This is a genomic window from Leptonema illini DSM 21528, from assembly GCF_000243335.1.
GTDB lineage: Bacteria > Spirochaetota > Leptospiria > Leptospirales > Leptonemataceae > Leptonema > Leptonema illini.
The window spans coordinates 1012079-1035040 of the sequence record NZ_JH597773.1 but is presented as its reverse complement, the minus strand read 5'-3'; the positions used below and the strand labels follow the sequence as shown (position 1 = coordinate 1035040).

Genomic DNA, 22962 nt, shown 5'->3' with positions numbered 1-22962 from the left:
GACAGGAAGGATCTGGTTAGTCGATGTACCGACCGGGACTTAAGAAATGATTCTTTCCTGGTATGTTGGAGCACTCTCCCCTCTCTTACCCAATCAGTCCCGTCCGCTGTATGCGCGCATCCTGAAACATATTCATTTTCGGAGCGAGTATCTTAATATACCGATCGAAGTACAGGAATTGCTTGATGAGCAGAGCGAATTCGCGCGGGAACTTGATGCCGTTCTTGCGACCCGCTTCGGATAACGACAGCACCAGATGATTGATCTCCATCTCGTCGACCTGGCCCGACCGGAAGGCGGCGGTTTCCATGCGTTGCATACTTTCAAAGATCGTTTTCAGATCGTTTGCAAAAACGTCGATGTCTACGTCGCGATCGGCGGCGCCGATTCTTGTCATGGCCTCGGCCATCTGGCGGTAATCCTGGGCGTTCATGCCCTGCATCAGCAGATCCATGCCCGACCAGATCTCTTTGCTGATGCGGCCGACGATGCCGAAGTCGATGAAGCCGATGCGTCCGTCTTCGAGCACCAGCAGGTTGCCTGCATGCACGTCGGCGTGAAAGAAGTCGCAGGCCATGAGACTCAGGAACCAGACGTTTAACGCCTGGATAAGCGTCTGCTCGGGATCTTTCGAATACTTGCGAATGGAGTCGAGATCGGTAAGCGATACTCCATAGAGGCGCTCCATGGCGAGCACGCGAGGACCGCTTAACTCTTCATAGACGGCCGGAGCCGTGGCGAAATCGATGCCCGTACGATCGAGGAATTCCCGGAACTCTTTGAGGTTACGGGCCTCATGCAGAAAATCGCACTCTTCCATCATCGTTTTCTGCAGATCTTCAATGATGGCCGAGATCGACGTACGCTCCATGCCGGGCACAAACCATTCGAGAAGTCGCGAGGCGATAAAAAGAAAATTCAGATCGGTAAGGATGATATCGCGCACGCCGGGCTTCTGCACCTTCAGCACGATGACGCGACCGTCATGCAGCTCGGCCTCGTGTACCTGAGCGATAGAGGCCGAGGCAAGCGGTTTCTCTTCGATGCGCCGGAATAACTCGGACGGGTCGCGCCCGTACTGCTCTTTCAGGATGCGTTTGATATCAGAAAAGGCGACGGGCGGCGTGCGATCGAGACAGTACTGGAACTCTTCAACGTACTCGGCAGGAAAGATAGACGGAGCGCTTGCAATGAACTGACCGAGTTTGATGTATGTGGTGCCGAGTCGTTCAAAGGTTTCGCGAAGCAGCCGGGGGGCCGGCGGACGATGTCCGAGCAGCCAGCCGAGGCCGGCCTGGCCGAGCACCAGCGCCGTCTCTGCCATGCGCACGCTATTCTTGAAGAGGAAGTCGATCATGACTCATCGAAGCGGCCACGTCATAGAGTGCAATCGGGAATTTACGTGCCTGGCCGCATATCAACCGGCATAGAATCAAGCGCCTGAACACGATCAAGAGCGGGCACGGGATCAAGGGCCGGCCGCCACAGACAATCTGCGCGGCGCAGACGGAAGAACGTTTGCAGATGCAGGTCGATCCGGCTCAGATAGAGCGCTCCGTCGACGGGAAGCGGCCGAACCACGCTCTGTGGCGTTTCGACGAAGGGGCGCTTCTGCTGTCCTGCCTCCGATGTGTATAGCGGCCGCACCGAAAAACGCTGTAGATGATTGGCCGGATACTCGCAGAGCACCTGATAGCAGTCGATGAGGCCATCCGACCTTTCATAAAAAAGGAATGTCGGATCATCGGTATTGCGAAACGGAAAGGCTCTGTCGAAGCCGCCATACCGACCGGGCCGCAGGGCGAGTCCGCTTATACCGGCCTCAAGCGGCAGATAATAAAACGGGCCGGCGGGCCGTACGGCATGCCCCCGTTGCTCTGTGATGAGATAGCCATGCAGGTGTCGTCCGTCTTCGTTTCGAATGAGCATGACCGGATGCATCTGCCACAGGAGCGACTGCAGTCGGCGCGAGAGGAGGCGCGGAATACGCAGGCCTTTCTTCGCGGTAATGGCAAAAAGCTCAGCAGAGAGAAGCCATCCGGCCCCACCGCTATGAAAAGGGGGGATGTCGGGAAGCGTCGGCTTCAGCGCGATAAAAAAGACGGAGCTGAGACGCAGCCGTTCCACAGGCAGCCAGGTGAATCTATAGAGGGTTTGCAGCAGCGCCGCAAAGCGGTTTATGGGAGCGGGGCGGCTGTAGTGGGGCATGCTGCCGGCGAACTCGAAGCCGCTGCCCTGATCATCAGCCTGCGAGGCCTGCTGATGGGCCGCCTCATAGATGCGCGCATGCAACCGACGCAGCGACCGGGCGGCCTGATACGAGAAGAGCTTTAAAAGAAGTCGCCCCGGCCACGCCCCCGGCTCAAGGCGCAGCTCGACGGAGTGCGCGGCGAGGCGTGCGCTGAGCCGGATCCACCGCAAGGCCTGTAGCCAGTAGAGCACCCTGTGGTCGCTTCTTCTATTGTGAAAGATAGCCCGCACAGCCGGTCGCAGCGCGACAAGCGTCAGCGGGTAATCCGCCCTGTCATGGATGGCGCCGCCCGCCGCAAAAAAGGCAGGAACCGTCTTCCGTAGGAAAAAGACGACACGCCGGAGTGGGGGCAAAAAGAAGCGTGAGAGAGAGGGCATCATCGGGCTCTGACTTTTTTCATTTTCGGCTGCGGCGATCTGCCGATAAAGGAACGTATGGCAGAGGAAACCAATCTCAGTCTGGAGGATTTTGATCAGCTTCTCGGAACCGATAGCGAGAAGGCAAGCGCCTCGGAGCTTGACGCCCTGACGCAGGATCTGCTCGGCGGCGGACCGACTCCAGCGGCATCGGATGCCGGCCTTGATCAGGATCAGCTGAATACGATCGCCGACTTCCTCGGCTCTTCTTCTCCCTCCTCCGAGCCGGTTGAAGCGATGAACTTCGGCGCATCTCGTAACGAAGAGATGAGCGGCGATCAGGGCAAGAAGAACTTTCCTCTGCTGCTTGATGTGAACGTCCGGTTTATCGTCGAGCTCGGCCGCACGCAGATGTATATCAAAGATGTGATGCTTCTTTCTGAGGGATCGATCGTCGAGCTTGATAAAAACGTGGGCGACGACGTCGATCTTCTTGTCAACGATCGCCTTTTCGGGCGCGGAAGACTCGTCGTCGTCGACGAGTTTTACGCCGTTCAGATTACGCAGATCGTCAATCCGATGACTGCGTATCGCAATCTGTGACTTTAGCCATACTGCGTATTTTTTCTTAACCACCGCTAAAAAAGCGATGCACTTTTTTCGGCAGTATGCCGACAGCGGGCCGAAAAAATCGTTATCGCTCTAATTTTGTTCCTCCCTTTCCCCGAATCTATATCAGAACCGCCAATGTGATGAGCATGGATGCTCTGAGGCGATTCTATGAGTTTCACGGAGGAAACTTAGTATGATCATTAACCATAACCTGTCCGCGATCAACTCCCATCGCACGCTGAAGTTTCAGCACTGGGACGTTGACAAGAACATGGAAAAGCTTTCTTCCGGTATGCGCATCAACCGCGCTGGCGATGACGCATCCGGTCTTGCCGTATCTGAAAAGATGCGGGCTCAAATTCAGGGGCTCCGTCAGGCCGAGCGTAACGCCGAAGACGGTATGAGCATGATTCAAACTACCGAAGGGTATCTGGCAGAAGTGGCCGACATCCTTCAGCGTGTTCGAGTTCTTGCCGTACAGTCGTCTAACGGTATTTACACGGCTATGGACCGTCAGATGATTCAGGTTGAAGTTTCTCAGCTGATCGACGAGGTGGATCGTATCGCCTCTCAGGCCGAGTTCAACAAGATGAATCTTCTGAAGGGTGATTTCGCTCGCGGTTCGCGTGTATCGTCGATGTGGTTCCACATCGGACCGAACCAGCATCAGCGAGAGAGGGTTTACATCCAGACGATGACCTCTCAGTCCCTTTCACTGAAAAGATACGACGGAACGCTTCTCACGCTTTCGACGGCGGAGTTCGCGAATGATGCCATCGGAGTCCTGGATTCTGCGTTGAACAGGATTAACAAGCAGCGTGCCGACCTGGGCGCCTACTATAACCGTCTCGAACATGCTTCGAACGGCCTTATGGTCGCCTACGAAAACACGCAGGCATCCGAATCTCGTATTCGGGACGTCGATATGGCGGAGGAATCCGTTGCCTTCACGAAGAACCAGATCCTGGTTCAGTCGGGAACGGCGATGCTTGCTCAGGCCAATCTGCGACCGCAATCCGTTCTGCAGCTTCTCAGATAATACAGACACGGATTCGATGGTTTTTTTCAACCCCGCCGCAAGGCGGGGTTTTTTCATTCCGGAGTAGTCCGGCGGCAATGGTTAACGGCTTCGTTTTTTTGTGATGACTTTTTATTTGCTTCGCCCATCTTGCTCTTGATGGCAGAAAAGAGAGCGAAAAAAACCGACAGCAGAGCAAGCAAGAAGACCGCCGTGAAAACGGTGAAGAAGTCGGCCAGAAAGACTGCAGAGACTGTTGCAAAAAAAGCGACAAAAAAAGCGGCGAAGAAAACTGACGGCACAGCGAAACGATCATCGGTGGCCCCAAAAAAATCCTCTCTGCCCGAAGAGCGCTTTGCCTTCCGGGAACGAGAGCTGCCTGCATGGCCGGCCGCCCAGACGACGCTCAAGCTGTATAGCTGGAACGTGAACGGCATTCGTGCGGTCAGTAAGAAGGGCTTCTTTGACTGGTTGGATCAGGCCGATCCCGATATCTTCTGCTTGCAGGAGACCCGCGCTCGAACGCCGCAGGTCGTCAAAGAAGAGCAGGCCCGTCCTCTTCTTGAAGATAATCGCTACTGCTGGTACTGGGCCAATGCCGAGAAAGGCGGCTATAGCGGCGTGGCCACCTTTTCAAAGTATAAGCCAGCCTCATATCAAAGCGGATTTATAAACGATCCCGCCGATCGCAACTATAACTCAGAGGGCAGGGTTATGATAACCGAGTATCCGGGCTTTGTTCTCTGGAATGTCTATTTCCCGAACGGAGGCCGAGGGCCGGAGCGCGTCGAATACAAGCTCGCCTTTTACGAGCACTGCCTCGATCTGTGGCAGAAGACGCGCAGCGAAGGAAAGCGGATTATTATTACGGGAGATTACAATACGGCGCATAAAGAAATCGACCTGGCCCGCCCGAAAGAAAACTCGAAGGTAACGGGATTTCTGCCCGAAGAACGGGCCTTTCTCGATAAAATGGAATCGCTCGGCTACATCGACATCTTCCGTCGCTATGACGCCTCGCCTGAAAAATACACATACTGGGACCAGTTCACGCGAGCGCGTGAGCGTAATGCCGGATGGCGCATCGATTATTTCTGGATCAGCGAAGAGACGTTACCCATCATCAAGAACGCGTGGATTGAGGCGGATGTGATGGGCAGCGATCATTGTCCCGTGGGGCTTGAGGTGATCGTCGACTGATGTCGTCCCGTTCCGACATTATCAAGATCTATGAGGCGGCGGTTCGAGCCTGTTTACCCGAAGAGGCCGTTTTCGAGCATCTGCACGAATATGCCGGCGCTCTGAAATCGGCGAGCAGAGTTGTCGTCGTCGCCATCGGTAAGGCTGCCGGCTCGATGGCTAAAGGAGCTCTGCGATTCTGTGAAGAACATAGCGTCGTCGTCGAAACGACATTCGTGGTCGTTCCGCATGGATCTGAGATTGGGTTAGGCGAATCGGCCGGACTTTCGATTTTTTATGCCGGGCATCCCATCCCCGACGAAAATAGCGTGCAGGCGGCCCGGACCGTTCTGGCTTTCGTCCAGGGCCTGCGCGAAGAGGACGTCGTGTTGTTCTTGATTTCAGGCGGCGGCTCGGCTCTTTTCGAGCTTCCTGTGCCCGAGATGTCTCTGCCTGAATTGCAGAGCTGGTATGCCGAGCTGATCGCATCGGGGCGTTCCATCCATGAAGTGAACGCATTGCGCCGTAGCCGTTCTCTTGTAAAAGGCGGCCGACTGGCTCGTTCGACACAGGCCGGCGTTATACAGCTTCTTCTTTCAGATGTGCCGGGCGACGATCCGGCCGTTATCGCCTCGGGGCCCGGCTATGCGCCCGAGCTGAGTCGCAATTCGACTCGCATCATCGGCAGCGCCGCCGTAGCCCTTCGCGTGGCCGCCGAAGAGGCTCGACGTCTCGGCTACAGGGCGCTTCCGGTATCGGCTTCTTTGCAGGGAGATGCGGCTTACGTCGGCGAGACGCTGGCCGCTCTCTGTAGCCAGATGGAATCCCTGGGCATCGATGGGCCAATTGCGCTTCTCGCCACAGGAGAAACCACCGTTCATGTGACGGGCACTGGCAGAGGAGGGCGCAACATGCATCTGGCCCTTGCCGCTGCCATTCGCCTTGCCGGCGGGTCGCAGGCGATTACGATTGCCTCGCTTGGAACGGACGGCCGTGATGGACCGACCGACGCCGCCGGCGCCATCGTCGACGCGACGACAACGGCACTCATGCAGAGGCAGGGATGGGATGCCCGACAGGCACTTGCCGATTGCGATTCTTACCCGGCACTTGATGCTGCAGATGCTCTGTATCGGCGGGGCTATACAGGAACAAACGTAAACGATCTTATTGTTAGCGTCATAAGCCACGACTGAAAGGCCTTCGGGTAGCTCTGTCGTGACCCGAAGGCCCGGTGTGCTTCTAACGCTTGCTTTTTTCTCTGGACAATTCCGGCGAGTGCCGTAGCGTCGCCGGGTCATGAAATCCGTTGTCTCTTTTCGTCGCGCTATGTCGCATATCCTGCGCCTGCTTGTTCTGGGTGCCGTCTTTTTCACCGGAAGCTGCTTTGAGGTTTTGCAGACCATCGACGCGAAGAAAGACGGCACGATTCGAATGTCCGTTCGCATAACGATGTCGAAGGCCCTTCAGCAGGGCGAAGAGACGAAGTCGAAGGCTCCGGAGGCGAAGGATTTTGTGCACGATGCGAAGCGCATTCATAATAACGTAAAGGCGCAGGACCTTTCTGATGAGATGACGTTACGTCGTCAGTTCGATTTCAGCACGACGCGCACCTTGCTTGGCGAGGTATCGGAGTCCGACAAAGGCATGTTCCTGCCTTATCCTGACGGCGCAAAGCAGTGGGTCTTTCTCTTCAGGCCTTCGGGCAATAACAAGAAAAAGGCCGCAACAGGCGATGATGCGCAAACGGAGCAGCTTGCGAAGGCCTTTCTCTCGACGGCAAACTACCGTATCTTCTTTCGCGGGACCGGGCTTCCGCGCAGCGTCGTATTCACAGACATGGACGGAAAACGTCATCATCTGCGCCCGACGGCGTTTGGCGATGGCATGCTGATCGATTGTCCGCTTATGCTTGTCTTCCAGGGCGGTATCCTGACGACAAGCAGCGAAGGCAAGATAGACTTTCAGCGAACGGATCGCATGGTGCAGTACCTTAAAGATACGATGCCCGCCTCTGATGAATCTACAGAAGAATCGACGGAAGAATCAAACGATGAAGATACGCAAGAATCGCCGGATGAGCCGGCCGATTCGCCCGACTCCGGCAGCGACGAGGGCAAAAGCGACAGCGATTCTATGGGCCCGGTAAAGAAGCCGAATCAAATCGGAGATCGCGCAACGTCTCTGTAATACGAAGCAGCTCTTCGTCGCCGACTTCGCCTTTGCCGAGTCGTATGAAAAGCTCCCCTGCCTGTCTGCGGCTGAGGCCGGGAACGGTTTCAATGGCCTTCAGCCCGAGGCGGCGCAGATCGATCGGATGATGCAGCGCTCGCAGGGATCGTTCTTCCCACCCTGTAATGACGACGTCTAACGGACGACGCTCTTTGCGCGCCTGCTCGGCCAGGGCGTCGTCAAGCGGAATCTTTACCGTGACCGGATACGAACCGAGAGGTCGTCCGAGCATGTAACCTGGATTCTGCTCTTCAATGATCACCTCACGAAGAATCGTTCCGGCGGGAAAGTTCTTCTTCAAGAAGGCATGATCGATCTCTTTTCTGATGCGGTCGCGGTAATAGATGAAACGCTGCTCGAGTTTGTTTCGACCTCTGAGCTTCTGCTGACGCCGGCCGCGTTCGAGCTTCGTGTTTTTATACGGCATCGCCTGGCGTATATTGATGCGACGCAGTAGCATCCCGCTATCAAGCACTCTCTTTAAAAAGAGATAGTTCTTCTCGAAAGTACGCTCGGTCTCTTCTGCAAGCCCCTGAATCAGATTCAGGCCAGGAAGAAGACGCGGAAGCCCGTCGGTTCGCGCCGCTCCGTATTCGTTGACGATCTCGATGGCTCGCATGGCCTCTTCGGGCGAACATTTCAGATCGTTAGCCGCAATGACGTCGGGGTCGGCCGATTCAAGACCCATCGCCGCCGTGTCGCCCGGCGTGTTATAACGACAGATGATCTCGATGATGCGACGCGATTCTTCGGGAAAGGTGGAGATCAATCCGGGATTGATATTGTCGAGATGCAGCAACTTCAGATCGGGCGCCGCCTTTCTTATGCCCGTATACAGCAGCTCAAGGCTTTCGGGGACGGGGCGCGGAAAGGAGTTCTTGAAATCGCCCATATCGGGCAGATACGTCATCAGATCGGCCTGACGTCCGATACGGAAGTAACGATTGCCCATGCGCGAAAGCTCGGCCACCTCGTCAAAGATGCCCAGAGGCTGTCTGAAGACGGGTTTGCCGTAAAAGGCTTCGGTGCAGAACGAGCAGAAGACCTCGCGCGTGCATCCCCGGTAGGTTTCGAGTTCGAGTATAAGATACGGGTTGTTCGGATGCAGCGCCGAAAGAAAGGCGCCGCGCGGGGCGTAACGGTCGACGTCTTCGTAGCTGCGCTTCGCAGGAAAGACCGGATGGCGTGCGTTTTCAAAAATGGCGTGCACACCCTTCTTGATGCCTTCTGGATGCGCCGCCAGCCGTTCGGCGTAATACTCAAGGTCTCCGCGAATGAGCCATCCGCCTTTTTCGCGCATGGACTTCTGAATCTCAGGAGAGGCGTAGCGAATGGGGCCGCCGATCAGCGTCGTGCTATGCGGATCATGACGGGCCTGCAGGTCGAGAAACTCCAGCACTTCGGCGACGGTGCCGATCTTGCCGCCCAGGTAGCGGCCCGGAACGGTGGTGCCCGATATCAGAAGCACAAGCTCGTACTCGTCGGGCAACGTCTTGCCGGCGGCGCGCCACTGGTCGACGGTCATATAAGCGATCTGTTCGGCGGGAATACCGCCGGCAACAAGGGCGCCTGCTGCGTAGCGGCAGTACGGAGAGAGATAAGGAGGAACACCGAAACAGGCAGGTTCATCCACATAAAAATCAAGGATCAGTATCATTTCTTTGCTTTGACAGTAAGCGTTTCGCCAAAAATGCTTACCGGGAACGTTTTCGCATGGCCTTCTATTCAAAAAGTAAAGAATTCGGGCCATTGGAGCCCCTTTTTTCTGCTCCGGCGCGTATTCTGAAGGGCCTTCGAAGCACGCTCTTTCTTGCCGTTGTTGCTGTCTTTCTTTTTCCCGATCCCGTTCTTACGCAGCCGACGCTTGAAGATCGCTCGATGCCAAGCCCGTCGCTGACGGCCGATCCGCTGAAGAACCGCTCTGAGCTTGAAGATGCCTGGTTGAAGGCCGCCCTCTCTGACGTGCGAAGCGAAGAAGAAGAAAGTAAGGTTGCTATCGAAAACGCCGCCGAGGGCCAGTGGATGCAGGGCGAAGAAGACGGCACCGGTCTTCTGAAACTGTACGGTCGCATTCGCATTCGTCTGGGGCAGGGCATCTTGCTCGCCGATCGAGTGATCATCGATACGGAGCGCAAGGAGCTCTATGCCGAAGGCAATCTGATCTATGTCGAAGGTCAGGCCCGCGTCACGGCCGATCGTCTGATTTATGATCAGCGCCTCGGAGCAGGCATCCTCTATAACGGTGAGGGCTACAGACAGCCGATCTATTTCACCGGGAAGAACATCCGCGGTCTTGGCGAAGGACGCTTCTCGATCAGTCACGCCTACTTTACGACGTGCGCGGCGAAAGAGCCGCATTATAACTTTCGCGCACGTAAGGCGTGGATCTATTCCGATGGAAGGATCGCTGCTGCCGGCGTCGTTTATTCGGTGGGCGGCGTTCCCGTTTTACCGCTTCCGTTTTATTATGCATCGGAATGGGGAACGGGCGTCATCTCGCAGTTCGGGCACGGTACGCTGCAGGGCTACTTCTTTCAGAATACATATCAGTTTGCCGTTCCTTCGGCCTATCTCTCTTCGTTCCTGCCGATGGCGTATCGTATCAAGGCCGACATCTACGAGAAAACCGGCAGCCATGTGGGCCTTGAGATGTACAGGTTCTCGCCGGGGCTCAGCTATGTTCTCGACTTCGGCATGGCCGATTTTAAACGCTATGAGGTAGTCGCCGATCCTCGAACGGGCAGAGGCATCAGCGCTTCGAATCAGATTCTTCAAGATGACGGAACCTACAGTCAGGAACGTCATAAATGGTACAAGGCCTTTGCTCTGATCGCATATCAGAATAAGAACTACAAAGAAAACAGCGTCCAGAAGCTTTCGATCCGTTACGAGGATTACAGGCATCGGCTTTTCGAAACTGAGTTCGGCGGACGTTATCAGCCTGATACGACCATCCCCGCTCTTTACAAAAAGAACGAAGCCGGGCGAGGAATTCCGCGCAATCAGACGGACTGGACGATGACGTATAACGATCAGCGCGGAGATCTTAATATTACAGTGAAGGCCTCTCGTAACAGGCTATGGATCGAGCGTCCAGAATTTGACGAATCGAGATATGAGCCGACGCAGGACATCGCTCCATCTGTAAAGATCGAGAAGAAGATCTTCCTCGGCAAGATCGCCGATCTCTTTCCCGTGTACTGGGATCATACGCTGAATTCGCAATTCAAGAAGCTTTATTCAAACGGCGATCCTTACGTCGAGTATAACGAAAACGAGTATAAATCCGGCCTGCGCGGGCATTTCTCGCTTTATCCTTACATCACCTACCGCCCCTCGGCCGGATTCGGCGTGCGTAAGACCAATGCCGACCCGAAGAACCTATCGACGACAGACGAAGACGTAATCAAGGCGGCGGCGGAGCGGGATTCCTATCAGTACTGGTGGCAGGAACATGATCTCTCGTTCGGCCCTCATGAACTTTTCTTGCGCGCCGTCTACCGCAAGAAAGACGCCTTCAAAGAAGAACTGAAAGATGCGACGCGAAGCGATTATACGGGCTTTAACGGCCGACAGCGCGTCAACGAGGTTGAGGCTTCGATTAACGCCAGCCCGCTTGAGGATCTGAATCTGCAGGTGCTATCCGTTTACGACTTCCGGCAATACGAGTACGACGTTCCAGCGAAAGAGCGATGGAGTTATCCGGTTTTTCGCGCCGATATGCTTTTTAACATGCTCGGCCTGTTTCGTCCGGGGCGTGAGAACCTGCTCAGCCGGCGCCGGGCGCATTTCCTTGATCTCAGAGTCGTGAACGACTATGTTTATGATCCGATATTGAAGCGCGATCATTCGAATCTGTTCGGCGTTATCTTTCAGGCCGGCGGTTTCGATCTGTGGCTGCTTGATCGCCTGCGTTATCTTGAGCTCGGTTATTACTGGTATCATGTTTATTATGATCCGTCGCTCGATCATATGCGCTTCAGCTCGAAGCTCGACGTGAAGATCACAAAGTGGCTTTTCTTCGAGATGGAGCTTGAATCACGACTGACTCGTCCCGATCGCTACGATTCGCGTAATTATGACGCTGATTCGATGTGCAAGAACGATCGTTGCATGCCCGAGTCGCTCCTGCCCGAAACCGAACGCAAAACGGATTTTGTGCGCGATTTCACGAATTCGCTGGGCGTGAACGGACAGCGGGCCCGCGAAACGTCGGCGTTCAATATCGGGTACTTTGAGGGCGCCTTCTTGATCGATGCACACGACTATGAGATCCGTCTCGGTTATGCGCTTGAACAGAGGAGTATGCTCGGCGGCTCAAACTCCGTTCAGGTCGTGAACTATTACGATAATAAGATCTTCGCCAGCTTCACCTTCCTGAGATTTGATGTCGGCGGAGTCTCGCAGAGGCCCAGCCGCTTTATCCTGAACCGGCAGCGCGTGCGACCCGGAGATATAGGTGTGCAATCCATCGGGCCATAGTGAGCGACAGTATGATACGTGAACGAAAACAAACCCTGAAAATATCTCTTCTATTTCTCGATGCGCTTGCCGGTTTTCTGGCCTTCTGGTCGGCCTTCGTTCTGCATTTTTATGTGATCAGTCCTGAGCGACGCGAGTTTGTGATGACGGACGGTCTTTTCGCGCCGGCTCAGTTTTTCGTCGGTTCGCCCGAGCTGCAGATGCTTCTTGCCTATCTGCCGCTGGCCCTGATGTTTGTGATGGCTCAGGTTGTCGTATTTCTTGCCGTCGATCTCTATCGCCCGCTTCAGGGGCGTCAATCATTACGTGAGAACCTCGCGATCGTAAGGGCGGTGGCCATCGCTCTCGTTATTGTACTTGCCGCGCTCTTCTTTTACAGGGGGCAGAGTTATTCGCGGTTGATGATCGGTTATGCGACGGTGCTTTCCGTCCTTTATATCATCGCCGGGCACGGGCTCTTTCGCGCCGCCCTCAGCTATTTGCGCGGTCGCGGATACAATATACGCAACATCCTTCTTGTCGGAACAGGCAAGAACGCACTTCGTTTTATCCAGAGTATGGAGCAGTATCCGCTTTATGGCTATCGCATTCGCGGAGCGCTCGGACCGAAAACGAAGATGCCGAAGGAGATGGCGACGTATCGCATCGGCGATCTGAAAGAGCTGGAGACCATCTGCGAAGACGAGCAGATCGACTCCGTCGTCGTCGCTCTGGAAGGGGCCTCGAAAGAGCTGCGATCCGTCGTCGATTTCTGCTACCGGGAAGGCATCGACTGCCGCATCATTCCCGATCTCTTTGACCTTGTAACGCATCGGGCTCGCGTCGAAGATATGAACGGCCTGCCCGTGCTCACGCTGCGCGATATTCCGCTTCATAACGGATATCATCGCTTTATGAAGCGCCTCTTTGACATCGTCTTTTCGTCCGTCGTGCTCATCCTCAACCTACCGCTTTTTGTCGTTCTGGCTCTGATCGTGAAGCTGTCGTCGCCCGGTCCGGTTTTCTTCGTGCAGGAGCGCGTCGGACTGGATCGACGGCTTTTCAAGCTGATCAAGTTCCGTACGATGACGGTTCAGGAAAAGAACCGCTCCGATACGACATGGGGCAGCAAGAACGATGTGCGGGTAACGCCGATCGGCAAGTTTTTACGCAAGACGTCGCTGGACGAGCTGCCGCAATTCTTGAACGTATTCCTGGGCGACATGTCCGTCGTCGGCCCGCGTCCCGAGCGTCCGCATTTTGTGAAGCAGTTCAAGAATACCTATGAGCGTTATATGCTGCGACATAGCGCGAAGGCGGGCATTACGGGATGGGCGCAGATCCTCGGCTATCGCGGCGATACATCGATCGAGAAAAGGATCGAAGCCGACATCTACTATATCGAAAACTGGTCGCTTCTTTTCGACGTGCTCATCGTCCTGCGCACCATCCCCTCAATGATTAAAAATCCAGGGGAATAAAGATCTCAAAAAGCCGATGCTGCCCGGGCCCGGGCAATGACGGATCGTCCGTTATGGCAGGAAGAGCCGATCGGCGAATCGGCGTTATACCGACCGGCATCGTATCAGAGAAGGCCGCTTCATAGACGGGAGCCTTTTCAAGCCTGTCTTCGGCCACGAAAAGCAATCCGTTATACATACCGACGCCGAGCAGGATCAGATGAATACCGGCGGAATATCCGGCCAGGGTCAAGTTCCTGTCGGCCTCTTTTCTAAACTGTGTCGTCGTCTTGTATCCGCCGGAATAAGGATCCCTGTACTGTAAACCGGGCCCGTAGTAGAAATCCGCTACGCGAGCGGCCCTTTCGGCCGATGCATAGTCCGCATAACGATTGTGGAAATGAAGGGCTCCGGCAAGCGTGATGATGCGACCGGCGAGCATCAATGAGCCGGCCATCGGTCGGCCTCGATTAAAGAAAACGATGCCTGGAAGAACAGGTTCGAGCCATATCGCCGTTTCAGGTTTCAGCCTCATTTTCTGCTCAGATGTCATGGGAGCGGGCGCAAGCGGAGCGCAGAGAAGCAACAGAAAGATAACGATAAGGATGGCGTTTTTCATGGAAGCACCGTAACAAGAGGCGATGACGGCAGGGATTCGGCAAGGCCGTCATAGCCCGTTACTACAAAGGTTAACATGCCGATATACGTGTCGGTTTCGAAGCAATGCCCGCGTACCACAACCTCCTCAAGCAGGTCTTCGGGCCTGAAGAACTCCGTCGGCGGATAAACGAAGTAGAGATAAAGCCTGTAAACGGGAACCTCCTTTTCCGTGTCCGGGTCGATCGACGGATTCCAGCGAACGCACAGGTACTGTAATACCGGGTCGTATGTCGATGTCAGTCCATCGGGGGCGGTCGGGCGTCTCAGTCCGTTTACAAGAAGCGGATTGAGAAATTCAAGCTCACCGGTCGTTCCCTGCCGGCAGGAAAGCAGAGCGAAGACAAGCGTCGCTAAAAGCAGCCGCGATACCTTCACAGGCCTTTCTCTGAAGAGGCGGATTTTTGGCCATTAAGGTAGAAGATGGCACGGTAGTTTTCGTCGACTATGCTGCGTTTGCAGAGGCGCACGGCCTTTTCGAGAATCGGCAGGGCTTTCGGGATTTGTTTAGCGTTCTGTGGCTGCCGCAGTTCTATCAGGGCTCTATACACCCCTTCGTTATTCCAGTCCCGGCACCGGTTCTGCTGTTTGCGTAACAGCGCAAGACGATCGGCTTCGGCCTGCCATTCACGCTCAGGTAGCGGATCGGCATCGATCAGGTGCAGGGTGATCTTCTCTGCAAGCGGATGCGACCCGGGCAGCTTCTGCCGCAGATGGACGGCTGAGGTTCTCTCACAGCTGAGGGCGAAAAACGGCAGGAGGCAAACGGCGCACAGCCTGCCTTTCCATATCGCCAGCGGCGCTCTCTGTCGGTGTAGCGATGGCATCGGGAAATTATGCTTGCTTCTCCTCTCTCTGTCAATTTTTAATGTGAATACGCTATGCTTCGTATTCGAATTCTATCTCTTGTTGCCATTTTGCTCGTTTCTGTCGCCTGCAAGAAGGACGAAAGCGACTTCCCCGAGAAACTGGCTACCTACCAGCTTCTCTGTCCGAGCGGCATCGATGGTTGTTACAACGATTGCGGCACAAGCTCGGGCGTCAGTTCAGGCGGGGCCACGGGTGAGGAGCTGCGAGCCTTCAATACGTGCGCGGCGCAGTGCGATGTGCTCTGCGATACGAGCTTTCTGCTCCTGGCACAGTAGTCTGAAGTCATTCTTGAGATAACTTCTACGTGAAGGCCGGCTCAGGAATGGCCGGCCCATCCTTTGCGGGAGGGGCATCAGGGCGCCAGCATGCTGCGCAGCTCGTCAAGGGCCTCGTTGTAAGACCTATCATCTTCTGCCTGTCGGGCCCTCTTTAACAGGCTGCGAGCTTTTGAACGATCTCCGTTACTTTTCTCGACGAACAGATGCAGGAGCATCAGCTCTCGTTTGCGCTCCGATCGCAGCGACGTCCAGTGAGAATCGTCCTTCAACTCGATCAGGACGGCCTGTGCCGTCCGTAACGCCCGCCTGGCCTGTTCGTTATCGTCTCTGTGATTGTACTGAAACCAGAGAAGGGCAGGAAGCAGCGTCACCGCGGCAAGGGAGCCGAGCCGCATATGATCAGGCGTTTTTTCACTTCTCATAAAAAGAAGGACATGCAACGGGAAGGCGACGACGCTCAGAAGATCCCAGTCCGCAGGCAGGCCGATAACGGGATTCCAGATCGTTAGCTGAATGCCGTATGTGAAGGCGATGACGGCGACGACCTTCTCTGCCGCATCAGCGGAGCGTCTGAACAGAAGAGACGGGAAGGCAAACGTGGCCGGTGCGCAGAGAAGCAGCACGAAGAGAATTTTGACGAGATTCATCGATGAGACGATTTTATGAAGCGAAAGCAGAGGCGGATGCATGAGATGCGATCCGGCGATCGTTAGCTGAAGCACCTTAAAGTAGAGATACCATCCAGCTGAAAGCGCGATCAAGGCGATCAAAAGAGAGAGCGATGCCTCTTTAACAAAGGTCCGCACGTTTCCTCCGTTCCTCAACCACAGATAGTATATGAGGCCCGGCAGCAGAAAGCCCGCAATCAGGTGATGCAGCACGGCCAGCGCTGCCAGTGCGGCAATGATGGGCGGCGCAAAGCGACCGGTCAAGCCCGCCTGACGCGGAGCGCCTAACTTTACTGAAGAGGCGGAGTCGAGATCTGACCGTACAAGAAGCAGGATTATGGTAATACTCATCGATGAGAAGGCATAGTGCTCTATATAACCGGCGAAAAGCTGAGTGGCGGGCACGCAGAAGAGAAGCAGGAATCCGCGAATCTGGCTGCGAAGCGGCCTGTTTCTCAGAAAGAAGACGATGACCATCAGTTGAATAAGGCCGCAAACATAGCTGTACAGCCCGAGCGAGAGAAAGATGCGTTCAAAATCGCCGGCCAGTAACAGGGAGCCTGCAACGTGAGAGTCGGAAATGTCTGCACCGAATAAAATGAAGCCTGAAAAGTCTGGGCCCGACAGATATGAGATCAGGCGATACGAAAGCGATCGCATGAGCGGCTCAAGGATCTCGTCAAAGGAGCTCCAGTAGCCCGTAAGCTCGGCTGACAGCGGAAGCAGCTCGACAAGCCAGAGGCTATCTCCAGCCCCCTCCGGTGGAGCAAGGATGCGACGCATCGGGAGCAGAAAAAGCAGCAGCATGCCCGCCACAATGAGCAGCGCCGACGTCCGCTTCGGCGCTTTTATGTCGGGCACAGAGAAAGGAATGCGACGATCGACTAACGCGTACAGGCCGGCGGCGATAAGTAGAGACTCAAATCCGACAAGATGAGGGAAGAGATGCGGTTCGCTCAGCGGAAGAGCCAGCAGGGCGAGCGTGAAGAGCAGTAAAGCGGCGATCACGGCTCATGACTCTTCTTGCACCTGATCATCAAGCACGGGAGGATGGTCGTCAAAGAAGCGACGTCGTTTTTCATCCCAGTCCTTTTCATAGCCCATCATGATCTTGCGAGCCGGCCAGTCGGCCAGAAGCTCTCGCATCTTGCGATTCTGTAGCAGAATCTCACGTAGCTGAGCTCCGGTCAGTCGCATCTTTTTCTCGTCGTGCATCGCCTTCTGTATTTCGACAGACCGCCCCACCGGAACAGCGATTTTTCGCCGCCCGATCAGGACCTGCGCAGGCGCCACTGCATGAAGTAGGGGCGATACCCCTGACTGGCCTGCATGCGCTCGAATTTTGTCGCAGGGAAGCCCTCAGGTCTTTCGCGCCGGTAATCCGGATTCTGGAAGACGGGCTCGAAAAGCGGCGAGGCTCGCATCACCGAAAGCATACGCCGGGCGTACGGGGCGTAGTCGGTGGCAAGATGCAGTACGCCGCCTGCTCGCAGCAGGGGGGCCATGCGCTCCGCGAAGCCGGGCTGCACCAGGCGATGCTTCCAGTGACGGCGCTTCGGCCAGGGATCTGGAAAATTCACGATGATCCAGTCGAAGCTCTGAGGCGGAAGGAACTCTTCGAGGAACCAGTTAAAGTTCAGCTGCAGCATCTTCAGGCCGGTAACCTGCTTTCTCTCGGCTTCTTTCAGCGTATGGTAGATGCGATCGGGCTTCGCCTCAAGGGCGAGGATTTCGTGCCCGGGATGAGCGCCCAGCCACTGGATGGCGAACTCCCCCCATCCGCTGCCCAGCTCAAGCAGATGCACCGACGATTCGCTTGCGAAGATATCAGACGACGAAAAGGCGCCCGACTCAGGCGGCACAAGCACAGCCGGATGATTCTTCAGTTTTGACGGCCTTCTCACGATTGCCAGAAGCCTCTGGCGTAGCTCTTTTTCCTGGATCATTGCTTTACTTCTCTTCAGGGGGAGGCCGAAAATAGAAATAGCCCGTGACAGTTTTGTGGCGGACCGGCTCTGTAAAAGAGAAAAACGATTCGTTCAAGCCCGTTCAGGCAATAGAGGAACAACAATGCAGGTGAAATTGTGGGGTGTTCGTGGCTCGGTTCCGTCCCCTCTCGACCCCCGCGACTATCGCAGCAGGATCAACTCGGTGATCGAGAAGACGCGCGATCTCTTGAAGAAGAATCCGTCTCTCTCTGCCGATGAGATCCGCGAAAAGCTGCCCGCCCACATCCGTGACCTGATCGGCGGCGAGACGACCTGCGTGGAGCTTCGCGAAGGCAGCGAACAGCTCATCTTCGACATGGGAACGGGAGCGCGGCGACTCGGCTACGACATGATGGCCCGGGGCGTGACCGGCGATATTCACATCCTCATGACGCATACGCACTGGGATCATATCCAGGGGTGGCCGTTTTTTATTCCGGCATATATACCGGGCAATCAGATTCACTTTCACTCCTCGATCAAAGACTGCGAACAGCGGTTCCGAACGCAACAGATCTTCGACTTCTTTCCGCTCGCCCTCGATCAGATGATGTCGAAGCGAGATTTTCACAGCTACGAGCCCGGCGATTCGTTCAAGATCGGAAGCCTGAAGATCAAAACCGAAAGCCTCATTCATCCGGGCAACTCCACGGCCTACAGAGTCGAGAAGGGAAAGAAGTCGTTCATCTTCGCCACCGACACCGAGTTCTTCGGCCCCGACCTTGAAGAGATCGTTAAGCGCAAGGCTCCTTTTTTTAAAGGAGCCGATTGCCTGATCATGGATGCGCAGTACTCGGTAAAGGAATCCGAACAGAAGATCGGATGGGGACATACGTCGATGATCGTCGCCGTCGACTGCGCCGTCGCCTGGAAGGTGAAGCGTCTCGTACTGACGCATCATGAACCGGCGCACGATGACCTGACGACCATGCGCATGCTCGAAGAAGCGCAGGCCTATCTCGACGAAAGATATGCGGGAAAGCTCGAACTGATCCTTGCCCGCGAAGGCGATACGATCGAGATCTGACACGCGTTATAGCGACACAGTGGCCGCCGCGAAAATTTTATAGGAGTTTCATAACGGCGAGCCGCTTTCGTGTGTTTCGTGGAAAAGTGGTTGGAATGGATTTTGTCCAGGGACGACAGGCCTCGGGCTGGTATTCTGATGCCTGTGGAAATCAAGGCTGAAAACATTTCTGGTCCACGAAAGTCACGAAAAGACACGAACCTCGAAAACCGGCTTTTGATTATCCCTTAAATGCAGGCAAATGGATAAGTGGAAAGAAGTATGGGAGAAAGGCGTTCGGGTATATAGAGTCTTTTCGTGCTCTTTCGTGGATTTCGTGGACGAAAAATTCTTTCCTCGCGAAAAACACGGAAGGGCACGCGAGCGGAATAAGCGATGAGGCGAACGTGTCGCGGCTGGAGTAATCAGGAAGGCCAATCTTGCGGCGACTCTTTATAGGTTGTAAACCACTGACGCCGCGGGACCACAGAGAGAATCGAATGGCCGGGCCGGAGCGTATGATAAGGCTGTAATAGAGTGAAGCAGAGGCTTAAAACGTCATGAACTGGACAGATGCAACACTGAACGCGATCAAGAGATACACAGAGAAGCAAAACACTTTGCTGATCCCGCGGTCTGAACTGATTGCAGAGGAAATTCAGAATATCATCAGCGACACAGCGACAACAGGAAAGACTCCGGAATCGAGCCTCAACTACTATCTTCAGAGGCTAAGGGACTCGGGTCAGATTCTATTCCTTGAACGTGGGCGGTATCTGCTCGTAGAAACTTCTTTGAATCCTGACGATTACGACCTCTCAGATGAAGAATTGGTCAGTCTTGCAGAGGCCGGGAAACTCTTGTTTTCCGCTGAAGAGTCCGCTGCAGCCACGGTATTGCAGACAAGACGCAAGATGCAAGCTCTGAGAAAAGCAGTTCTCAATAACTATCGAGAACAATGCGCGATATGCGACGTAAGATCGCCAGACCTTCTCGTTACCAGTCATATTGATCGTTGGGCTGACAACCCTGATGCTCGCGCTGATCTTTCGAACGTCCTCTGTCTGTGTATTTTTCACGACAAACTATTTGAGGCTGGTTATTTTTGCTTTTCGGATCAGCTCGCCGTAGTTCGTTCCAGGAGAGACGCAGATAGTAAAATGATCGATGCGGTTTTTGCGAGTTCAATCCCATTCCGCTCAGACATTACTATACGACCAGACCAGCGTTTCCTGCGGCGCCATCGTGAGCGTATTGGAATAAAGGAGGACTGAGAGGAGCGGTCTGCACTCCCCCCTCAACCGTTCATTCCCTCCGTGGTCAAATCTCTTCACATTATATTTTAACAGCGTCAGAGTCACAACGACGAGAATCTTTTCTCGGCTTCCATAACGAAGAAGCCCTTTCGCGAATTTCGTGTGTTTCGTGGACAAAAGTCTTAGCTCGCAGAATAAAACCGGAACGCGAGGCGGGGTGAGCGATGAGGCTAACGTGCTCAGGCTGGAGCATACGTGCCAGGGATGGCGGCCGCGAAAAATTATTGACACTGGAGTGCCCGTGAAGCCCCGGCGGTCGCGCTATTTTCCCTTGACATTTAACATGACAGCACCTTGATTACAGGGACAGCCACATCACGACCCAGAAGAGGCCTCATGGAAAACACGAGAAAGGTCGTTTTTGCCATCAACATCACCGCCGACGGCTACTGTTCCCACGAAGATGGGATCGCCGACGCAGAGCTTCACGATTATTTCACGGAACGGCTTCGCAGTGCGAGCGTGATTCTGTTCGGCCGCACGACCTACGAACTCATGGTGCCCTACTGGCCTGATGTTGCCCGTGAACAGACCGAAGACGCTTCATCGATTGAGTTCGCTCGCGTATTCGACTCGCTTGATATCGTCGTATTCTCGAAGACATTGAAAGGGCCCGCGAATAGCAAGACGAGAATCGTGCCGGCGAACATTATCGAAGAGGTTCAGGCCCTCAAGAGACAACCCGGGAAAGACATCGCCGTCGGCAGCCTCAGCATCGCCTCACAGCTCGCAGCACACGATCTGATCGACGAGTATCACTTTGTCGTTCAGCCGATCATCGCCGGTAAAGGTCCGCGCCTGTTCGAGACGGTGATGCCGCAGAGCAGTCTGCGCTTAGAGCTTGTCGGTTCGAAGTTCTTTCAATCCGGCGCCGTGGCACATCAGTACGTAAGAGGCCGAGGAGAGGCTGGTAGCCTTCAAAAATACCGGGCGCAATAAGTGCTAGGTGTCGTCCCGTTTAATTCTGCTTTACCGGTCTCTTGCCGACCTTCACGCGAAAAAATCCAGGTTCGCTGATCAGCTTCCACTCGCGATAATAAAGGCGGCTGCCGAACGAGGCAACGTTAGCATAAAGCGTCGCCGGCTGGCCCGAGATATTCAGAACCTTGAGATTCTCATGCGGAGCCTTATGCGTGGCGTTCATGCGCGACAGGTTTTCTTTCATCTGCTTCACGTAATAGTCGGGCGAGTTTTTCAGACGAAAGGCGGGCAGATCCTCCTGCTTTTCGTAGGCCTGCTGAATACGACGCATGACGTCGCTTAACTCTTCGCGGACCTCGCGAAACGTATAATAATCGGCGACCGGGCATGCCTCTCCGTCCATCTCCTTGCACACCTCTTTCAGAACGGGTTCGACGAGATGAAACACGACGTACACAGAGATGGGACTGTTCGTGTCGGGCATCTCGCGAAGACGCACGATCTGCGGAACCTTATCGTTATCGGCAAATGTGCGGATGGCATAATTTCGGCGAATGACGTCCTTGTTCTGATCCTGTTTGTCGAGAGTGATCTGGTCGTTATCCGAAGTGATGTAGACGTCTGATTCGGATTTCTGGATGCGCGTCTCGGTCATCTTGATCGCCTGAAAGTTGATGGGCTCTTCGCCCAGAATCCGACCCGACGCATCCCGCACGACGATCTTATGAAACAGTATGCGGCCGCGTTTGATCTCTTCGATGACGTTGAGTCCTGAGCCGGCGAAGGTCAGGTTCATGAGCAGATAGGGGCGTTCGCGTTCGCCGCCGAAACGCACCTCAAGCTCCGTGCCCTCCAGCGGTTCAAGTCGAATGCGACTCATGTCGATCACCTCAGGCGGGATCTCGGGCGATTGCATGCGAATCTCGCGGGCACATCCGGCGATGAGAGCCGTCAGTTGCAGGAGTAAGAGTGCCTGGATGCTGTGTCGGCGAAAGCAATACATGGCCGTCCTCACGGAGCGTAGCAATGAACCTCGCCCTGCAGGATGCGCCCCTGGCTATCGATCATTTCGAATTCGAGATCGGCGCTGCGGACGGTGTTGTTGTTCTCATCCACGCTCATCTGATAGTCGATGGTGCCCGTGACCGCCTGGAATACGGTAGCCGGCAGTCCACCTGAAAAGATAAAGCTTTTGGTACCGCCGCAGCGGACGTTGTCGGCGGTTTCGCAGGTAAGCGTGCCGCTTGAGTTACAGTATATGCCGTCGATGGTGTTACAGGTGGACGTTGAAGTGGTCGAAGGAGTCAGGCTGTAGGAGTTTTTCAACTTGCTATAAGTGAAGCGTGTGAAGATGAATTCGCCGTAGGTGAAGATGAAGTACGATTCAACATCCCACAGATTCTTTGTCGTCGAGCTTCCGCTACCGCCGCCCGTTGTGGTTTGAGCTGTTGCCGTGCCGCAATTCGACATCAGATTCATGTTCAGGTCGCCCTTGAAATATGTGTATCCGCCGTCGGGGCCGAGCACGGTGAGCTCGCCTTCGTCTTTTGCGTTTGTGCAGGAAAGTAGCACCGCTATGAGCGCTATGGCAATGATTGCCCGGCGAAACGGGAGCCCTCTTGAGAGCATTCGTGTATCTTTCTTTTTCATATCAGATCCCAGAGACGATGCAAGCCCGGCTCAAGACCG

Annotated in this window: 22 protein-coding genes; 11 read left to right on the top strand and 11 right to left on the bottom strand. The window is 54.9% G+C overall.

Annotation, left to right across the window (positions count from 1 at the left end; translation table 11 throughout):
• Window positions 1–85: 85 nt before the first annotated feature.
• Window positions 86–1357 carry an ABC1 kinase family protein gene (locus tag LEPIL_RS04685; protein WP_002770472.1) on the bottom strand — a complete coding sequence of 424 codons (1272 nt, stop codon included), beginning with the start codon at window positions 1355–1357 and terminating at the stop codon, window positions 86–88.
• Window positions 1358–1398: 41 nt separating this feature from the next.
• Window positions 1399–2631 (bottom strand): hypothetical protein, encoded by a 1233-nt coding sequence (locus tag LEPIL_RS04680; protein WP_040918299.1) that lies wholly within the window; start codon window positions 2629–2631, stop codon window positions 1399–1401.
• A 54-nt stretch (window positions 2632–2685) separates the two neighbouring features.
• Between LEPIL_RS04680 and fliN the strand changes: the two genes are divergently transcribed.
• The 5 genes from fliN (at window position 2686) to LEPIL_RS04655 (ending at window position 7606) form a co-directional block, all read left to right on the top strand.
• Window positions 2686–3210 (top strand): flagellar motor switch protein FliN, encoded by a 525-nt coding sequence (gene fliN / locus LEPIL_RS04675; protein WP_040918298.1) that lies wholly within the window; start codon window positions 2686–2688, stop codon window positions 3208–3210.
• Window positions 3211–3412: 202 nt separating this feature from the next.
• Window positions 3413–4258 (top strand): flagellin N-terminal helical domain-containing protein, encoded by an 846-nt coding sequence (locus LEPIL_RS04670; protein WP_002770462.1) that lies wholly within the window; start codon window positions 3413–3415, stop codon window positions 4256–4258.
• 138 nt (window positions 4259–4396) lie between these two features.
• On the top strand, window positions 4397–5437 hold the full coding sequence (locus LEPIL_RS04665) for an exodeoxyribonuclease III (protein ID WP_002770461.1): 1041 nt from the start codon (window positions 4397–4399) through the stop codon (window positions 5435–5437).
• Window positions 5437–6612, top strand: a complete 1176-nt coding sequence (locus LEPIL_RS04660) for a glycerate kinase type-2 family protein (protein WP_002770460.1) — start codon at window positions 5437–5439, stop codon at window positions 6610–6612. The genes LEPIL_RS04665 and LEPIL_RS04660 overlap by 1 nt, the downstream gene beginning before the upstream one ends.
• A 103-nt stretch (window positions 6613–6715) precedes the next feature.
• Window positions 6716–7606 carry a hypothetical protein gene (locus LEPIL_RS04655; RefSeq protein WP_002770459.1) on the top strand — a complete coding sequence of 297 codons (891 nt, stop codon included), beginning with the start codon at window positions 6716–6718 and terminating at the stop codon, window positions 7604–7606.
• On the opposite strand, the gene LEPIL_RS04650 is transcribed toward LEPIL_RS04655, so the two are convergent.
• Window positions 7551–9305 carry a radical SAM protein gene (locus LEPIL_RS04650; protein ID WP_002770458.1) on the bottom strand — a complete coding sequence of 585 codons (1755 nt, stop codon included), beginning with the start codon at window positions 9303–9305 and terminating at the stop codon, window positions 7551–7553. The two genes, LEPIL_RS04655 and LEPIL_RS04650, sit on opposite strands and share 56 nt — an antisense overlap.
• Window positions 9306–9361: 56 nt before the next feature.
• On the opposite strand from LEPIL_RS04650, the gene LEPIL_RS04645 reads away from it, so the two are divergent.
• Both LEPIL_RS04645 and LEPIL_RS04640 read left to right on the top strand, forming a co-directional pair.
• Complete coding sequence (locus tag LEPIL_RS04645) at window positions 9362–12130, top strand: LPS-assembly protein LptD (RefSeq protein WP_002770456.1); 2769 nt, start codon at window positions 9362–9364, stop codon at window positions 12128–12130.
• 11 nt (window positions 12131–12141) lie between these two features.
• Window positions 12142–13590 (top strand): undecaprenyl-phosphate glucose phosphotransferase, encoded by a 1449-nt coding sequence (locus tag LEPIL_RS04640; RefSeq protein ID WP_002770454.1) that lies wholly within the window; start codon window positions 12142–12144, stop codon window positions 13588–13590.
• Here the strand turns inward: LEPIL_RS04640 and LEPIL_RS04635 are convergent.
• From LEPIL_RS04635 to LEPIL_RS04625, 3 genes are read right to left on the bottom strand one after another with little or no spacing between them, the layout of a single operon-like run.
• A complete protein-coding gene (locus tag LEPIL_RS04635; RefSeq protein WP_002770451.1) occupies window positions 13571–14188 on the bottom strand; it encodes a hypothetical protein in 618 nt (205 codons plus the stop codon). The two genes, LEPIL_RS04640 and LEPIL_RS04635, sit on opposite strands and share 20 nt — an antisense overlap.
• Window positions 14185–14604, bottom strand: coding sequence for a hypothetical protein (locus tag LEPIL_RS04630; RefSeq protein WP_002770449.1), 420 nt, complete (start codon window positions 14602–14604; stop codon window positions 14185–14187). Before LEPIL_RS04630 ends, LEPIL_RS04635 begins: the two co-directional genes overlap by 4 nt.
• Window positions 14601–15053 carry a hypothetical protein gene (locus LEPIL_RS04625; protein ID WP_002770447.1) on the bottom strand — a complete coding sequence of 151 codons (453 nt, stop codon included), beginning with the start codon at window positions 15051–15053 and terminating at the stop codon, window positions 14601–14603. Before LEPIL_RS04625 ends, LEPIL_RS04630 begins: the two co-directional genes overlap by 4 nt.
• A 54-nt stretch (window positions 15054–15107) precedes the next feature.
• Between LEPIL_RS04625 and LEPIL_RS04620 the strand changes: the two genes are divergently transcribed.
• Window positions 15108–15371: a hypothetical protein gene (locus tag LEPIL_RS04620; RefSeq protein WP_002770445.1), complete on the top strand. Its 264-nt coding sequence runs from the start codon at window positions 15108–15110 to the stop codon at window positions 15369–15371.
• 77 nt (window positions 15372–15448) lie between these two features.
• On the opposite strand, the gene LEPIL_RS04615 is transcribed toward LEPIL_RS04620, so the two are convergent.
• From LEPIL_RS04615 to trmB, 3 genes are read right to left on the bottom strand one after another with little or no spacing between them, the layout of a single operon-like run.
• Window positions 15449–17050 carry a hypothetical protein gene (locus LEPIL_RS04615; protein WP_002770444.1) on the bottom strand — a complete coding sequence of 534 codons (1602 nt, stop codon included), beginning with the start codon at window positions 17048–17050 and terminating at the stop codon, window positions 15449–15451.
• 3 nt (window positions 17051–17053) lie between these two features.
• Entirely contained in the window at window positions 17054–17257 is a 204-nt protein-coding gene (locus LEPIL_RS04610) for a hypothetical protein (protein WP_002770442.1), read from the bottom strand.
• 56 nt (window positions 17258–17313) lie between these two features.
• On the bottom strand, window positions 17314–17988 hold the full coding sequence (trmB, locus tag LEPIL_RS04605; RefSeq protein ID WP_002770440.1) for a tRNA (guanosine(46)-N7)-methyltransferase TrmB: 675 nt from the start codon (window positions 17986–17988) through the stop codon (window positions 17314–17316).
• Between the two features lie 205 nt (window positions 17989–18193).
• Between trmB and LEPIL_RS04600 the strand changes: the two genes are divergently transcribed.
• The 3 genes from LEPIL_RS04600 to LEPIL_RS04590 all read left to right on the top strand — a co-directional run bounded on the left by LEPIL_RS04600 (window position 18194) and on the right by LEPIL_RS04590 (window position 21291).
• Window positions 18194–19057: an MBL fold metallo-hydrolase gene (locus tag LEPIL_RS04600; protein WP_246811965.1), complete on the top strand. Its 864-nt coding sequence runs from the start codon at window positions 18194–18196 to the stop codon at window positions 19055–19057.
• Between the two features lie 539 nt (window positions 19058–19596).
• Window positions 19597–20310, top strand: a complete 714-nt coding sequence (locus tag LEPIL_RS21625) for an HNH endonuclease (RefSeq protein WP_002770436.1) — start codon at window positions 19597–19599, stop codon at window positions 20308–20310.
• A gap of 378 nt (window positions 20311–20688) precedes the next feature.
• Entirely contained in the window at window positions 20689–21291 is a 603-nt protein-coding gene (locus tag LEPIL_RS04590; protein ID WP_002770434.1) for a dihydrofolate reductase family protein, read from the top strand.
• A gap of 19 nt (window positions 21292–21310) precedes the next feature.
• Here the strand turns inward: LEPIL_RS04590 and LEPIL_RS04585 are convergent, their stop codons facing one another.
• Window positions 21311–22276: a hypothetical protein gene (locus tag LEPIL_RS04585; RefSeq protein WP_002770432.1), complete on the bottom strand. Its 966-nt coding sequence runs from the start codon at window positions 22274–22276 to the stop codon at window positions 21311–21313.
• Between the two features lie 8 nt (window positions 22277–22284).
• Window positions 22285–22923 (bottom strand): hypothetical protein, encoded by a 639-nt coding sequence (locus LEPIL_RS04580; protein WP_002770430.1) that lies wholly within the window; start codon window positions 22921–22923, stop codon window positions 22285–22287.
• Between the last annotated feature and the right edge of the window lie 39 nt (window positions 22924–22962).

Bases quoted from the DNA above. Each gene is read 5' to 3' on its own strand.
- LEPIL_RS04685 (WP_002770472.1), bottom strand. From the start codon at position 1,357: ATGATCGACTTCCTCTTCAAGAATAGCGTGCGCATGGCAGAGACGGCG.
- LEPIL_RS04680 (WP_040918299.1), bottom strand. From the start codon at position 2,631: ATGATGCCCTCTCTCTCACGCTTCTTTTTGCCCCCACTCCGGCGTGTC.
- fliN (WP_040918298.1), top strand. From the start codon at position 2,686: ATGGCAGAGGAAACCAATCTCAGTCTGGAGGATTTTGATCAGCTTCTC.
- LEPIL_RS04670 (WP_002770462.1), top strand. From the start codon at position 3,413: ATGATCATTAACCATAACCTGTCCGCGATCAACTCCCATCGCACGCTG.
- LEPIL_RS04665 (WP_002770461.1), top strand. From the start codon at position 4,397: ATGGCAGAAAAGAGAGCGAAAAAAACCGACAGCAGAGCAAGCAAGAAG.
- LEPIL_RS04660 (WP_002770460.1), top strand. From the start codon at position 5,437: ATGTCGTCCCGTTCCGACATTATCAAGATCTATGAGGCGGCGGTTCGA.
- LEPIL_RS04655 (WP_002770459.1), top strand. From the start codon at position 6,716: ATGAAATCCGTTGTCTCTTTTCGTCGCGCTATGTCGCATATCCTGCGC.
- LEPIL_RS04650 (WP_002770458.1), bottom strand. From the start codon at position 9,305: ATGATACTGATCCTTGATTTTTATGTGGATGAACCTGCCTGTTTCGGT.
- LEPIL_RS04645 (WP_002770456.1), top strand. From the start codon at position 9,362: ATGGCCTTCTATTCAAAAAGTAAAGAATTCGGGCCATTGGAGCCCCTT.
- LEPIL_RS04640 (WP_002770454.1), top strand. From the start codon at position 12,142: ATGATACGTGAACGAAAACAAACCCTGAAAATATCTCTTCTATTTCTC.
- LEPIL_RS04635 (WP_002770451.1), bottom strand. From the start codon at position 14,188: ATGAAAAACGCCATCCTTATCGTTATCTTTCTGTTGCTTCTCTGCGCT.
- LEPIL_RS04625 (WP_002770447.1), bottom strand. From the start codon at position 15,053: ATGCCATCGCTACACCGACAGAGAGCGCCGCTGGCGATATGGAAAGGC.
- LEPIL_RS04620 (WP_002770445.1), top strand. From the start codon at position 15,108: ATGCTTCGTATTCGAATTCTATCTCTTGTTGCCATTTTGCTCGTTTCT.
- LEPIL_RS04610 (WP_002770442.1), bottom strand. From the start codon at position 17,257: ATGCACGACGAGAAAAAGATGCGACTGACCGGAGCTCAGCTACGTGAG.
- trmB (WP_002770440.1), bottom strand. From the start codon at position 17,988: ATGATCCAGGAAAAAGAGCTACGCCAGAGGCTTCTGGCAATCGTGAGA.
- LEPIL_RS21625 (WP_002770436.1), top strand. From the start codon at position 19,597: ATGAACTGGACAGATGCAACACTGAACGCGATCAAGAGATACACAGAG.
- LEPIL_RS04590 (WP_002770434.1), top strand. From the start codon at position 20,689: ATGGAAAACACGAGAAAGGTCGTTTTTGCCATCAACATCACCGCCGAC.
- LEPIL_RS04585 (WP_002770432.1), bottom strand. From the start codon at position 22,276: ATGTATTGCTTTCGCCGACACAGCATCCAGGCACTCTTACTCCTGCAA.
- LEPIL_RS04580 (WP_002770430.1), bottom strand. From the start codon at position 22,923: ATGAAAAAGAAAGATACACGAATGCTCTCAAGAGGGCTCCCGTTTCGC.